General features: G+C 46.5%; 11 protein-coding genes and 1 pseudogene. All 12 read left to right on the plus strand.

Annotated features, from left to right (window positions below; translation table 11 throughout):
• Positions 1-229 precede the first annotated feature (229 nt).
• Positions 230-1,267, plus strand: coding sequence for a transcriptional regulator (locus AB1748_RS15705; RefSeq protein WP_367395720.1), 1,038 nt, complete (start codon positions 230-232; stop codon positions 1,265-1,267).
• Positions 1,260-1,730, plus strand: a complete 471-nt coding sequence (locus AB1748_RS15710; protein ID WP_367395721.1) for a hypothetical protein — start codon at positions 1,260-1,262, stop codon at positions 1,728-1,730. The genes AB1748_RS15705 and AB1748_RS15710 overlap by 8 nt, the downstream gene beginning before the upstream one ends.
• Positions 1,731-2,275: 545 nt before the next feature.
• A complete protein-coding gene (locus AB1748_RS15715) occupies positions 2,276-3,022 on the plus strand; it encodes a fimbrial protein (RefSeq protein ID WP_367395722.1) in 747 nt (248 codons plus the stop codon).
• A gap of 43 nt (positions 3,023-3,065) precedes the next feature.
• Positions 3,066-3,572 carry a CS1 type fimbrial major subunit gene (locus AB1748_RS15720; protein ID WP_367395723.1) on the plus strand — a complete coding sequence of 169 codons (507 nt, stop codon included), beginning with the start codon at positions 3,066-3,068 and terminating at the stop codon, positions 3,570-3,572.
• Positions 3,573-3,759: 187 nt separating this feature from the next.
• A complete protein-coding gene (locus AB1748_RS15725; protein ID WP_367395724.1) occupies positions 3,760-6,354 on the plus strand; it encodes a TcfC E-set like domain-containing protein in 2,595 nt (864 codons plus the stop codon).
• A 9-nt stretch (positions 6,355-6,363) separates the two neighbouring features.
• The gene (locus AB1748_RS15730; protein ID WP_367395725.1) at positions 6,364-7,488 is read left to right on the plus strand and encodes a CfaE/CblD family pilus tip adhesin; all 1,125 of its coding nucleotides are present in this window, start codon (positions 6,364-6,366) and stop codon (positions 7,486-7,488) included.
• Between the two features lie 609 nt (positions 7,489-8,097).
• A complete protein-coding gene (locus tag AB1748_RS15735) occupies positions 8,098-8,862 on the plus strand; it encodes a transcriptional regulator (RefSeq protein ID WP_367395726.1) in 765 nt (254 codons plus the stop codon).
• A 977-nt stretch (positions 8,863-9,839) separates the two neighbouring features.
• Positions 9,840-10,145 (plus strand): DDE-type integrase/transposase/recombinase, encoded by a 306-nt coding sequence (locus AB1748_RS15740; protein WP_367396352.1) that lies wholly within the window; start codon positions 9,840-9,842, stop codon positions 10,143-10,145.
• Positions 10,146-10,743: 598 nt separating this feature from the next.
• A pseudogene (locus tag AB1748_RS15745) lies at positions 10,744-11,116 on the plus strand (IS3 family transposase); the annotation flags it as partial.
• Positions 11,117-12,024: 908 nt separating this feature from the next.
• Complete coding sequence (locus tag AB1748_RS15750; protein ID WP_111139939.1) at positions 12,025-13,062, plus strand: winged helix-turn-helix domain-containing protein; 1,038 nt, start codon at positions 12,025-12,027, stop codon at positions 13,060-13,062.
• On the plus strand, positions 13,055-13,525 hold the full coding sequence (locus AB1748_RS15755) for a hypothetical protein (protein WP_367395727.1): 471 nt from the start codon (positions 13,055-13,057) through the stop codon (positions 13,523-13,525). The genes AB1748_RS15750 and AB1748_RS15755 overlap by 8 nt, the downstream gene beginning before the upstream one ends.
• Positions 13,526-13,982: 457 nt before the next feature.
• Complete coding sequence (locus AB1748_RS15760; RefSeq protein ID WP_128085608.1) at positions 13,983-14,537, plus strand: fimbrial protein; 555 nt, start codon at positions 13,983-13,985, stop codon at positions 14,535-14,537.
• The last annotated feature ends 18 nt before the right edge of the window (positions 14,538-14,555 follow it).

The following is a 14,555-nucleotide window of genomic DNA, read 5'->3' on the forward strand; positions in this document are numbered from 1 at the left end:
CCTTTGCATTCAGTAATTTAAATTTTTAGTTTAAAAGCGATCGCCTGGTATCCTCAGGAAAACCAACGGATAAAGGCGGGTACATTACTCAAAATATTTACTTTTTTCCGCCGGATGGATTATAAATAATGATTAGGAATTTTCTTAGACGCACAGTAACAGCGATAAAAATAATTAAAACGCCTTTCACAGAGCGTTGTTTCAATCACCTGCCAGGGCTTTAATAAAAATGAAACGCATTTACATTATTGGCGATAACGTCAAATTTATCCTTTCTGAAAAATGTCTGGTCAGGCTGGACAATGATACTAAAGTCAAATTAAGGGCATCAGCGGCCTTTTGCCTGCTATTATTGCTTGAAAATCATGGCAAACTGGTCACCCACAATGACCTGTATAAATTCGGCTGGGAACGCTTTGGCATGACAGCTTCGCTGAATGTGCTGCATAACACCATTTTCTATTTACGAAAAATGCTGAATCAGGCGGGGGATTTCGATAATGGGATTATCGAAACCATTCACCGGCGGGGCTTTATCTTCAATCTGCAGGTTTCTGTTGCGCTAACCTATATCAATATGGACACGCCTGAAGAAGAAGAAACGATGCAGGCGGAGGAGCAGGATCAGGACAGCGATGACGCAGAGGGCTTTCTCTTCCCGGCAGAGAGTGAAAGGGCTGAGGAGCAAAACAGCGACGCGCCACGCGCAATGGCCGGACAGGCGAACCCGCCGGAAACCCGCCCTGCTCCGCGGCAGGCCGGTGAGACAGAATCAGTTAAGGCTAAGCCAGAGATGAAAAGCAGCAGTGAGACATTCAGCAGTCCGGGCCTGATTCAGCCCGAGGGGGTTGCGATTAATTATTCGGCCTCTCTCAGGATTTCAGATACTTTGTCCGGGCCAGCGATAAAAAAGCGTGCTGTCACCATTGCGTGGCCGCGCTATGTTTTGCTGCTCAGCATCCTGCTGATCGTCGCCTGCTCACTCATCCTCTACCCTGCGGTTTCGCCCGGAAATTATGTTAATACGGGAAAACTGGGGGCATGTGAGGTTTATCAGAATAACCGTGCTTACGATTTCAAGAACCTCAAAATGGTGGATTACCTCAGTCGTTTCTGTAAAGAGCCCAGGGTGCTTTACCTGACCAATTATCCCTACAGCAATAAGGTCTCCGCGATAAACTGCCGCAAAAAGATCGCCCTGTTCTCGGACGACATCTGCTATTCAAACTATTTTATTTACAAAGACACGGGTTATTATCATGATTAAAAGGATTTTTTTTCTCTCAACCGTGGGGCTGGCTGTCGCACTGACGGCTTTTACGATCTGGTATAGATATGGCATTACATCCGGCTTCTCCTGCTCCGGCAACATTAATTTTCACAGAGAGTCGGGTATTCTGCGTCTTTCAACGAAACTGAATATTGATGAAAATAGCGGAACACTCTCAATGAACGGATTTGTAACTCGCGAAGATGGCACCCGTGAGAATGTAAACCGGACGATAGTCTTTACCAGTCATCATGTCGGCTCGCGGTATACCTGGGTCTCGGGTCAAATCCTCGCCTCTATTGACGATAAACTCTCACCTGAAATGGCCAGCGTGTGGTTCCCGGAATTTTATCGTCAGCCAAAAAGTAAGGTTGAACTGTTCATTTCCCGGCTGAATATTAATTCAGTGATGCTCTCCGGTGAGTTCGTTCCATATTATGTCTGTACTCAGCGGCACTGACACTGCCGCCATGAATCCACCGTAAGTGGGATGAAATGCGCCGTTCATTCATCTCACTGCGCGACAAGATGATTTATCGATACACCTTTTAAATTTTCTTTATTTTTTATAAATTCAAAAAAATCAATTACTTGAGAACATGAGCACCTCCATCCTCCCTGTAATTTTCAAGTGCAAACACTCCGATTAATAAAAAATAAGGCAAATAAATTTTAATTAAAGCGCCATCTAACTAATACTTTGTTTAAATTCAGTCACACATTAGCTGGCTGAATTTTATCTTGTATAATAATTAACATTTCAGTTTCATTCTGACGGCATCAATTATTTTGGCAATCGTGCATATGACATATCCTGATGGTAACGCTATCTTCCTGAAAAGAAGATCCGTTGTATAAAACAAAGAAAATTCAATTGAAATGGGATTCTAAAGGTTGATTTTTTAACTTTCAAGACATCTTCAGGATAATATCCTGCGTGCCTTTAAGGCAATAGTAAGGAGATGACAATCGCTCACACTCAGACAAATAATTAAGGACATATAGATGAAAATCTGGCCTTTTACCAGCACCACTCAATTTTTAACGGCAATCTGCGCTTCGTTTTTCTTCCAAACCACATATGCAGCTATGTATGTGTACCCGATGGAGACCACGGTTGGAGAAAACGGTACATCTCAGATAAGAGTAATATCCCAGAATGATGAAGTTGAGTTCGTTAAAATAAAGTTAAAAAAAATAATAAACCCCGGAACCAAAAATGAACATGAGGCAGATGCCGATATGACTGACGCCAGCCAGATTATTGTCACACCACAGAAAATAGCACTAGCGGCTGGCGGAGAGAGAGTAGTGAGGATTGTTTCAATGACTCCCCCTGAAAAAGAAACTACCTGGAGGATTTATTTCGAAGGTGTTAGCGAGACCGCTTTCAATAATAAATCAGATGATAAAAAAAATGCTGAAAAAGCGGCACAGGTTGGTGTTAACATTATATGGGGAGCCCTAATTCACGTAAAGCCGCGTAGAACTGAGGTTAGCCTGAAATATATTCCTTCAACAGGAAGTTTGTTTAACGACGGCACCATCCGCATCCCGGTAACTGACATAGGTTTATGCAACCCAAGCGGGAAATGCAGTTGGAAAAAAAAGACTCTGACCGTTTATCCAGAAAGCATCATCCCAGCTCCGGGAATACGTTTCTCAGCTGGCAGCACTTACAAAATAAAATATTTCAACTGGACTAATAACAGGACGGAAGAAATTGAACTACCTGCATCGCAGGTACATTGATCCCTTTTGGTAAAAGGGTATACAAACCTAAAAGGAAACCTTAATGAAAAGTAATTTTAAGTTTAACCTTGCTGCATTCGCGCTGGTCACCGCCTTTAGCGCCGGTGCCGCCCAGCGTGACATCACCGTTACTGCCAGCATCGATCCAACAGTCGACGTGACGAAAGCCGATGGCTCTGCACTGCCCGCTGCTGTGGAGATGCAGTATCTTCCGGGAAAAGGTCTTCAGGCTCATCAGGAACAGATTAAGTTCTGGTCTAACACTGAGGACCGGGCGCTGAACGTGAGCCTGGTTGCAGAACCTTCACTGACTGATACTCAGGGAGCAAACGCTATTCCACTGAGCGTATCCATTAATGGTCAGACGCTGTCCACCGCTGCTACTTCCTTCGCTTATGCGACTACGTTTCCCGGTGGTGTTACTAATGGTTCATCTGCAATGCCTCTGGTTATTTCTCAGAAAACGCCAGGTGTTGTCACAGCAGCAGGTACCTACAGCGGTGTTGTAAGCCTGGTGGTGACTCAGGCAGCTGCTCCTTCAAATAATTAAATTGCCATACTAACGGGGCTCTGCGCCCCGTTTACATCATGGATATTATTAAGACGGGAAGAGTGGGATGTGTAGCAGCCTGAAATTTATAGCCGCAGTAATCGCGGCTGCACTGCCCTCGTTCGAAGGAGTTCAGGCCGCGATTAATGTACCCGTGGGTTTTGAAGAGCTCGCACGTGGTCAGAATATGATGCTGGACGTATCACTCTACGGTGAAACTCTCGGCGTCTTTCAGGCCCGGGTCGACCTTGAACACGTACAGTTTCTACAGCCTGAAGCACTTATCGCCGCCGTGCTGAAGAAATATGCGGCCGCTTCAGGGCTCGGCCCCCTGCTGAATAGCTCAATGAACTCTCCCCTCAGGCGTAACGGTAATCTTGCCTGCGGCACCAACGGCAGGGCCCCCGGTTGCGACTATATTGAAACTGATAGCGTGGCCATTATTTACGATGAAAATAATGCCCGGGTCGGTTTATTTCTTGGACCGCAGTTTCGCCCTAAAAATGACGCGCAGAACGTCTATTATGAGGCCAGTGCGGATAGCAGTAATGCGCTGGTTCATCAGCAAAACGTCAACTTTGTTGCTGACAGAAACTATCAGTCCGCCTCCGTCCAGGGCAACGGTTCGCTGGGCGTGACACAGAATGGCTATCTGAATATTGACTGGAACTGGCAGGGCCAGCACGCGCGTTCATCCAGCGTGCAGGAGGCGGAGGTCAGCAATGCCTATTTCCGACAGGACCTCTGGAAGCGCGTCTATGTTCAGGGCGGGCTGATGGATGCACGCGACATTTTCAGCAACGCCGGCGGCAATATCAACCTCAGTCAGCTGCCACTGGGTAAAATTCGTGGTGCGCGCCTGGGGTCCACCCTGTCATGGATCAACATGGATAAGGTATCCCGGGGCACGCCCGTTAACGTTTTCCTCTCCCAGGACTCACGGGTGGATGCTTACCGCGATGACCAACTGCTCTCCTCTTTCTACCTTAAGGCTGGTGCGCAGGAACTTGACACACGAACCTTCCCGGCGGGCAGCTATGTCGTCTCTTTGCGCATCTATGAAAACAGCCAGCTGGTCAGAACCGAAACCGTGCCCTATACCGGTACCGGCGGCGCGCCGCTCAGCTCCTTTCAGTGGTTTATTCAGGGCGGGAACATCAGCGACGACGGCGGCGTCAGGCCGCGCTCTGATGATGACAGCAGGCGCGTTGTGCAGGGCGGATTGCGCCTGCCCGTGACCGCAAACGCATCACTGACCGCAGGCGCTGCCCTCCTCCGCGATGCACGCTACTGGGAAGGTGCCGCAGACTGGGCGCACGGATTCAGTTCAGGCCCTCTTGATGGCATGCTGACAACGCGCGCCAGCTATCTGTATGGCAGCGACGGCTCTCGGGGGAATATTCAGCAGCTTAACTACAACGACGGCTTTTCTCTCAGCTTCTACCGTTCGTCAATGACCGCACCTGACTGTGACAATCAGGCAGAACACCGCTATAGCTACAGCGGCTGTTATAAAAGTACTAACGTCATGCTGTCCGTCCCCTTTTCTCAGTGGTACGGCACGCTGGGCTACGCGCTCAACAGTAACGAAGGCCGTTACGTATATCGTCGTGACCTGCCCGATGATGATAAAAACGTGCAGGCCGGCGTGCCCTGGGAGCAGGTATACCAGACGCGCTCGCGCAGCCGGACCTGGCAGACCGGCTTGACGCGACAGTTCAGATGGAACAGCGTCAACGTCAGCTCAAGCGTTAATGCGTTTATGCGTAAAGACAGCGGCTATGACGGCACGGACAAAGGTGCCTTCCTCACCTTCAGCCTGTCGCGCGCCTCAGGCGGCACCGCACGGTCAAGAAGCACGGCGTCTGCGGGCGCCAGCTGGCAGACCAGCCAGCGCGGCGGCGACCGGCTGGGCTACAACGCGGCCTACAGCCATTACGCAGATGACACAGGTGAAAACGAGCTCGGTGCCTCGCTGTACGGCGTCAATTCGGATACCGTGACCGCTTCGGCTTACGGCCGGGCCGGCGGGCAGCACGGCAGCGGTGCGCTTACGGTCAGTGACGACTGGCAGAAAACGGCTAATGCCCACACGCTGAGCAGCAGCGGAAATTACAGCTCCTCTCTCGTTATCGACCGGAAGGGCCTCTTCTGGGGGCGGTGGGGAGACGGCACCCCGTCCTCGGCCGTGACGGTGGGGGTAGAGCAGGACGATGAACAAAAGGACTCAAGAGTCAGCGTATCGCTGGACAGCGGGGGGCGGAGTGATATAAGCGGCAACAGTCGCGCCCTGTTTACCGTGCCCGGCTACCGGGAGACGACGTTCACCATTGCGGAATCCGCGTCCTCACCGGCGGGTACCAGCAGTGAAATCAGCAAGGGAGCCGGCTCGCGTACGTTATTCATGACCCCGGGCAGGGTGTTTAACCGGGAGATTGCGGTCAGTACCCGCTACACGTGGCTGGGGCACATGACCGACACGCAGCACCGGCCGCTCGAGGGCGGAATTCCACTTAACGTCATGTCCTGGACGCCACTGGGAGGGGGCGGATTCACGCTGGAAACAAACAGGCAGCTGAAAATGCTGTACGTGATGAAGGACCAGGCCTTCTGGCAGTGCAGCATGAAGGTGAGGGCGGTTCGTGACGTGGTGCGCTACGTAGGGACAACGACATGCGAAAGCACGGACATGGCTAACCTGCCGGGAGCAGAGCAGAAGCAGGTTGAGCTGATGACTGCGGGCAACGTTCGTGATGCCCGCCCAACGGCAATGAACGAGTAAGGAAAGAATGTGAAATTATTCTGTTATCTGGGGCTGATTCTGGCCGCACTTGGCACCGGCGTTACGCCCTGCTATGCCGTTTTCGAGGCTTCCATGGCCAGGAACACCATGCTGACGGTGAAATATGACCGTATGTCAGTCCCCTCATCTCTCACAATATGGGATCATCTCTCGGGCGGGAGTGACGGGAGTACTAACAACTCTGATATATGGGCGCGAAATACTCTTGTATGCAAAAGTACATCAGACCCCATTTATGGTGCCTGTGCCCGTACCAGCCCAGTGTGGATTGGCTCTGACAGTGATTCCAATATAGTACTGAAGTTTACGCGAGATGGTACATCGACTTCGGTAAACCTGACTGTTGTTGGAGTTCGCAAAGCTTCTCCTGTATGTTTTGATAGGCCACCATCTTCTGCCATTATATGTTCGGATTTACCTGGTCCTGCATCATTTACTTATAGTATCGCCCAGAGTGAGCTTGCAAAACTCACCACACCCGGGGTATGGCGGGCTACGCTAAAGCAGGACCTGTATCAGTGGACTTCAACTTACCTGTATACATGGACGGCCAATGTTGTTCTGACGGTGACGGACCTTAACAACCAGCAGATTTATTTTCCGGCCTTCCCCTACAGCGCGCCAAGGGTCGACCTTAACCTTAATAACCGGCCAGGAACCAGTAAAAATGCCACTGCCAGCGGCAGCGCGTCCCTGGATATGTGCCTATACGACGGTAGCAACTCCTCAAGCAACCGCGTGAATATGATTTTCAGCGATGAGGGAGCGAGCGCGACGGGCAGGGCTGCCGGACTTTTCTCCGTCTATCGCACCGGCGCAGACAAAACGCAGGCTGCCAATCGCATTGACTACCAGGTCAGCGTCATTAACCCGACGACGGGAGTGGCTCAGGAGGTAAAAAACGCTACCGAAATCAGCTGGAGCAATACTAACCAGCGTAATATCCAGCGTCAGGTCGTATTGCCGGGCGTGCCGGGCGTGTCACTTTGCATCCCTGCCCCTATACAGCTCATCACGCCAGCCTTTAATCTGGCTGATAAGGCTGCGGGCCGCTACACCGGTAAACTAACCATTATTTATACACCATCGACCCAGAGCAACGTCTCCAATTAGCTGAAGCGATTTGCATACGAACTGGCTCACTGGCTCACTAGCTTTGCAGCGGTCAGTGCATCTCAGGCAGTAAAAAGGGTGGAAAATGCCGCTACGTGCCTCAGTCACAGCGTGCAGTCCGGCGAGTGAGGAGCACTGACGTCATAAAAAAACAGCCTCTTGCTAAGGTGAGCCTGCAGTGCTGTCGCCTGTGCTGCGGCGGCAAGAGGTTCAGATTTACCATTTAAGACCCAGCATCTGATGTGCAGCGGTAACATCCGGCAAAGCGTAGATACCACGTCTCCCGCATTCATGGAGATTACTTACAAGATGTTAATGATATGTCTTTAATCAGAACGCCATAAGGGTGAGACGTCATCATAATGAATGTCAACTTGTCAGACATGGATTGGCAGTAGTGCTTTTTTTATTGAAACCCATAAGATATGAAACGAGTATTAAGAATAATGTTTTATTCAATAACACAACCTCTTTTTAATTACGGCACAGGGTTTATTTGTCCGCCTCAGGAGTAGTCGGACTGGGAATCTGCATCTCTAAATGATAGTTTTAATACGTAATAAATTCAGGGGGCACTAACAGACTGGTTTCTTGCCAGGTGATTTTCGCATGGGAAAATGTTACATAATTGAAAGGCGCGTGCGTTTTATTCTTTCTGAAATGTCACTGCAGCGAATTTCAGATGGAACCAGAGTCAGGTTACGCACTCCTGCCGCAATTTGCCTGAAACTTCTTCTTGAAAAGAAAGGGGATATTGTAACACACAACGATTTGTATCACTCGTGCTGGGAAGATTTTGGCATGCCGGCTTCCCAGAATGTTCTGCACAATACTATCTACTCCTTAAGGAAAGCGCTAAGTGAGACAGGTTACTTTGAATCAAAAATAATTCAGTCAATAAACAGAAGGGGGTTTATATTTAATCGAGACTTTAAAGTTGAAGTGGTGGATTTAATAAATGAAAGTGATGGAGCGGGAAACAAAAAACATAATAGTGACACTTCAACTTTTGACAACCTCCATCCAAAAAAAGAAATATCAGCAAAAGAAAGTTCAAAAACGTTACCAGCATGCAGGACTAACTTAATCAATAATGATTATACTGATAAAATGGCAGTCTCTCACCGTCATTCCTATTGTCAATATGAAGAATACTGGCAAAACACTCTTTATAGCTCTACAAATGCAAAGGTTAAGGACGTTTCAGTGCTAACCTGTAAAGAAGGTGCTGTGGCTGAACTGGTTAAATCCAGAGTAGTTAGCATAGGTAACAAACTGAAAAAAAATGGCACCGTTAAATTTATAGCCATTCTGATTACAGGCATGATTTTAATCAGCCTGTTCATTACGATCACTAAAGAAGTCCTACCGTAATCATACTCAATAATGGGAAACCTAGAGCAGCGTGGGGTTTACCATAACAGTGCGGAATATAACTATAAAAACATCAAAAACAGTTGGAAATCTGAAAAACCAATTGCAAGGAAAGAGGATTTTTGCATATTAAACTTTGGTGACACATAAACAAAGCACTTGCATTGAACCTCAGAAAAAAGTCTTTTTCAGGGGGGGTCTGTTACTCGCACTATTTAAGTACAATAACAGTGAGATAAATGATATTTGTAAATTAAAATTATTTATTTCACCTTTTATTTTTATAGTAATTGCAGGTATTTGCATCTGGCTTTGTTGCGGTACACAAGCCCCCCACATACGGATAATTATACCTTCTATAAAAAGGATTGTATTTTAAAAGTCTATGCAGGCTTCTGCTTTTACAGGGGCTGAGCGTTGTCTTTAAGTGGCAATTTTAGTAGTCCAGTAAGAGAGAAGGAAAGACTGAACAGGTCGGTTTACTTTAAATATATCAGTCATGGTATGCCTTAGACGTGGACCTCAATCGTCATATCGCCATCAGGTGACAAAGACATCCCGACAAGAAAACTCTGTAAGTTTTTCACCAGCGTTTTATCTTATAAAGGAAAAATTATTTTTTATATCTGAAAAGAAATTCATTAAGCGGTGGTTATAACGATTATGTTACATTAAAAAACCTGTCAGATAACATACTGTTTTTCAAGCCGCAACCTAAGGATGCAGCGGATCAGAAGAGACTTCAAACGTCTGTACTATCGTGTTTATGTTATTAGTCAGCGTGCTCACTGGGATCTGACTTATTCACTTAGCCTGCTAAATCTGGGGGAGTAACGGCAGAGCATGGGATTATCGTTGATCATTCTACACATCAACGTCAGGTCATGCACAGGGTACTGCTTCTGGATGAGACCTTTCATCGACATAAGCTTACAGCAGAACGTCGATAGCGAATGAACGAAACCTGAATTAAAATCATAGGCCACAGAAAATGTTTTTACCGCGCAGTCGATACAGCAGGCCATAATAGTGACTTTCTGCTGACGGTTAATCGGGATACCTCAATAGCCATCTATTTCTTTCGCAAGGCCATCCGACACTACAATGAGCCTGAAGTAGTAAACATTGATAAAAGCGGAGCCAACACGGCGGCGCTGGTCACATTTAATGCCGTTAAACCTGATGAAAAAACCATTACTGCCACGTCAATAAAACATCGAAACAACCTGATTACTCAGCACTACCGGAGTATCATAAACCTGATAAATCCGATACGGAATTAAACTTACCTCATGGACCATAGACTATACCAACAGGCACTGACTTAATCCACGCAAACATGCAAAAGAATAGATTGCCGCTGGCAGAATAATCATATTAGCTGGCAGCCTGAAAAATCATCCACTTCAATTTATATTACCTGCTTGCCATTGTTTACCAACCATCAATAGCACCTGACGAGCCAGGACTTTATGATAATCGCACTTAATTTTGCTAATGTGACGTCGATAACCAACGGCGTCTTTTATTAGAAAATGAATCTTGACTCATACCCATCAAATCTTATCAGACGTGAGTTGTGCATTAAACTTATTCTAAAAAAACCGCTACTGAAGCAGGACTTTTACCTTACCCGAACATTTAAATGAACATAAAAAAAACACATTCACACATGAGAAAGATGCTGGGCAGTCGCCCTTACTTAAAATCACGTTAAGCTGACGCTATTTTTTTGCTGCTTGCCAAATTGTGGATAGCAATCTTTTCATCCAGACAATTGCATCTCATGATAAATAATGCAACATGACTGGGAGAGTAATCGCCATGTTCATATTTAAAAAATTATTGTTTCCACCAGCAGCAGCGATTTTCGGTTCAGGATTGCGTCGGGATGGCGTTAACATGAATCACAAGCGGGTATACTGCCTCTGTCATCTCAATGGCCTGAGTGTAAAACACAGGCGACGCTGCAAGGGACTGGTGACTTAGCGGCTTCCGCTTCTTTGCCCGGATGCGCTGAACTTGGAGTGTCTATTAATCCCCCACAGCATTTGAGATTACAGGCGCTCAGGTGACATATATTCTGGAAAGCATTACGCTGTTTCGTGGCTATCATGCAACGATAAGAACCGATCAGAGTCCGGAATTCGCCTGCTGCCTACTCTATCAATAGGCCTTTGAACACGGTGTTGAGTTGCGCTTAATCCAGCAGGGTAGGCCAGCGCAAAATGGATTGATTAAGAATTTTGACAGATAGTTTCGCCATGAATGTCAGAATGAGCCCGGCATCTTCAGATGCGTCTTTGTGAATACGGTCAAACAGGTTTCGTGCAGCATTACGGTGCGTTAATCGCCGTTAGTTGCGGAGTAAAGGGCAAACTGAATGCCGGCTTAACTGAACCGCTCATCAGCCTCGCACTCTGTCTGATGATTAAGTTCAACGGTGTCATTGGTTATTTTATAAACATAGAACACTGTCATCTCATCAACAATTTTTTCTTCTGCCCCACTAAAAGATTCACTTATCTTACGCCCCTCGAAGTCATTTAATTTAGAACCGTAATTATCAATGCTGTCAGAATTCACAGCGAGTTAATTTATAAGAATCGATTTTTTTACTGTTAAACATATGTCTGTTATACCAAAACCATGAATAAATAAAAGTTGTTTTTCATCTGCAACATTTTCATGGTTTTCTTTTTTGATAACTGACATTCTGCTCGCTTATCTGCATGAAAAGTGAGGTATCTCTGGGCTTCCTGCATGTCATGAACAACCTGATGATACAGACCTAATGACCCCTTAGCCAAATTTCGGTTGCGGCGGTATTAATAATCTGCATTGAAATCTGGTCTTACCTCTTAGATAAAAACCTTTTTATTTACATGGAATTTGGCCACTTGGTTAAAAACCAAATCCATATTAAGAAAACCTGACAGCAGAGCATCTAAACTTTTATTTAGCGAAGCTTAAAACACCATTAACTTCATAAGGTTAAATGATTAGCAACGATAAAAATATTTTAAGATATTTACTTTTTGTTATTGGATAGATTATAAATAATTATTAAGAATTTTCTTAGGCATGAAGTTTTGTTAATACAATAAATAAAACGCCTTTCACAGAGCATTGTTTCAATCACCTGCCAGGGCTTTAATAAAAATGAAACGCATTTACATTATTGGCGATAACGTCAAATTTATCCTTTCTGAAAAATGTCTGGTCAGGCTGGATAATGATACTAAAGTCAAATTAAGGGCATCAGCGGCCTTTTGCCTGCTATTATTGCTTGAAAATCATGGCAAACTGGTCACCCACGATGACCTGTATAAATTCGGCTGGGAACGCTTTGGCATGACAGCTTCGCTGAATGTGCTGCATAACACCATTTTCTATTTACGAAAAATGCTGAATCAGGCGGGGGATTTCGATAATGGGATTATCGAAACCATTCACCGGCGGGGCTTTATCTTCAATCTGCAGGTTTCTGTTGCGCTAACCTATATCAATATGGACACGCCTGAAGAAGAAGAAACGATGCAGGCGGAGGAGCAGGATCAGGACAGCGATGACGCGGAGGGCTTTCTCTTCCCGGCAGAGAGTGAAAGGGCTGAGGAGCAAAACAGCGACGCGCCACGCGCAATGGCCGGACAGGCGAATCCGCCGGAAACCCGCCCTGCTCCGCGGCAGGCCGGTGAGACAGAATCAGTAAAGGCTAAGTCAGAGATGAAAAGCAGCAGTGAGACATTCAGCAGTCCGGGCCTGATTCAGCCCGAGGGGGTAACGATTAATTATTCGGCCTCTGTCAGAACATCAGACACTTCGTGCGGGCCAGCGGTAAAAAAGCGTGCTGTCACCATTGCGTGGCCGCGTTATATTTTGCTGTTCAGCATCCTGCTGATTATCGCCTGCTCACTCATCCTCTACCCTGCGGTTTCCCCCGGGAATTATGTTAATACGGGAAAACTGGGGGCCTGTGAGGTTTATCAGAATAACCGTGCTTACGATTTCAAAAATCTTAAAATGGTGGATTACCTCAGTCGTTTCTGTAAAGAGCCCAGGGTGCTTTATCTGACCAATTATCCCTACAGCAATAAGGTCTCCGCGATAAACTGCCGCGAAAAGATCGCCCTGTTCTCGGACGACATCTGCTATTCAAACTATTTTATTTACAAAGACACGGGTTATTATCATGATTAAAAGGATTTTTTTTCTCTCAACCGTGGGGCTGGCTGTCGCACTGACGGCTTTTACGATCTGGTATAGATATGGCATTACGTCCGGCTTCTCCTGCTCCGGCAACGTAAACTTTCACAGAGAGTCGGGTATTCTGCGTCTTTCGACGAAACTGAATATTGATGAAAATAGCGGAACACTCTCAATGAACGGGTTTGTAACTCGCGAAGATGGCACCCGGGAAAATGTAAACCGGACGGTGGTCTTTACCAGTCATCATGTTGGCTCGCGGTATACCTGGGTCTCGGATGAGATCCTCGCTTCGATTGACGATAAACTCACACCCGAAATGGCCAGCGCGTGGTTTCCGGCATTTTATCGTGAGCCAAAAAGTAAGGTCGAACTGTTCATTTCCCGGTTGAATATTAATTCAGTAATGCTCTCCGGTGAGTTCGTTCCCTATTATGTCTGTACTCAGCGGCACTGACGCTGCCGCCATTAATCCAGCGTAAGTGGGATGAAATGCGTCGTTCATTCATCCCACTGCGCGATAAGATGTCATCCCGATGCACTTTTTACTTCTCTTAACCAAACCATAATCGCTTACAAAGCAGGCACTTAGTCCAATTAAGAATTTTCCTGCTCGCCTGGCGGTTTAAAAGAAACGCTGCATTTAATTAAAATTAAAAACAACTAAATTTTAATTAATATGACACCCATCCGCTTTTTGTTTAAATTTCATCGCAACTTAGCAGCCTGAACCCGCCCCTGGCGATTCTTATTATGCTGGCTGCTGAGTCTGCATGAACATCCCTGAACCGCATCACTAATCTGCCTGACAGATACAGGCCGGTAATCGATGCGCTGTCACGCTATGGCATGCAAATCAACCTGCTCACACGCCAGTTCACAGGCGTAATTAATAAAATTGAAAGGAATAAAAAATGAATAAAAAGTTCAGCATGAGTCTGTCAGCATTACTTCTTTCAACGGTCGTCCATACCGCCTGTGCCGACGATAATACTATCGTTTTTAAAGGCAAGGTTAATGATGCCGCCTGTCTGGTAAATGTCGGTACCAATGGCCGCCTTGAAGTGGATATGCCGGAAGTGCGTTCAGCGGATTTCGGCGCAAATGTCGGCGACGTTAACGCTAAAAGCTGGAAACCCTTTACCATTTCACTTACGGACTGTCGTAAAACGACTAAAAACAACGTTAAAATTTCTTTCCAGGCTGCTCAGCCAGATGGAAATTATATTGGTTTAACGGGTGCCTCACGCGCGAGAGGCGTTGCTGTCGTGCTTGCTGATTCAAATAAAGTCCAGCTTACCAGTAATGCATTTACGGATACGCTCCGTAATGGTGAAAACTCCTTTAATTTCCAGGCGGGACTGGTCAGAACTATTGCCGACACCGCTGTTGATGACGGTGACGCTATTCCAGGCATCGTGCCGGGCGATGTCTATGCCGAAGCGGCTGTTAACGTCGAATATAACTAAACCCACAGGGGCTGCCCA

The sequence above is a fragment of the Pantoea sp. Ep11b genome, from assembly GCF_040783975.1.
Classification (GTDB): domain Bacteria; phylum Pseudomonadota; class Gammaproteobacteria; order Enterobacterales; family Enterobacteriaceae; genus Pantoea.

What these genes read in the sequence shown, in the direction of transcription:
- AB1748_RS15735 (WP_367395726.1), top strand. Translation starts at nt 8,098, where the DNA reads ATGGGAAAATGTTACATAATTGAAAGGCGCGTGCGTTTTATTCTTTCT.
- AB1748_RS15715 (WP_367395722.1), top strand. Translation starts at nt 2,276, where the DNA reads ATGAAAATCTGGCCTTTTACCAGCACCACTCAATTTTTAACGGCAATC.
- AB1748_RS15720 (WP_367395723.1), top strand. Translation starts at nt 3,066, where the DNA reads ATGAAAAGTAATTTTAAGTTTAACCTTGCTGCATTCGCGCTGGTCACC.
- AB1748_RS15710 (WP_367395721.1), top strand. Translation starts at nt 1,260, where the DNA reads ATGATTAAAAGGATTTTTTTTCTCTCAACCGTGGGGCTGGCTGTCGCA.
- AB1748_RS15755 (WP_367395727.1), top strand. Translation starts at nt 13,055, where the DNA reads ATGATTAAAAGGATTTTTTTTCTCTCAACCGTGGGGCTGGCTGTCGCA.
- AB1748_RS15750 (WP_111139939.1), top strand. Translation starts at nt 12,025, where the DNA reads ATGAAACGCATTTACATTATTGGCGATAACGTCAAATTTATCCTTTCT.
- AB1748_RS15760 (WP_128085608.1), top strand. Translation starts at nt 13,983, where the DNA reads ATGAATAAAAAGTTCAGCATGAGTCTGTCAGCATTACTTCTTTCAACG.
- AB1748_RS15705 (WP_367395720.1), top strand. Translation starts at nt 230, where the DNA reads ATGAAACGCATTTACATTATTGGCGATAACGTCAAATTTATCCTTTCT.
- AB1748_RS15725 (WP_367395724.1), top strand. Translation starts at nt 3,760, where the DNA reads ATGATGCTGGACGTATCACTCTACGGTGAAACTCTCGGCGTCTTTCAG.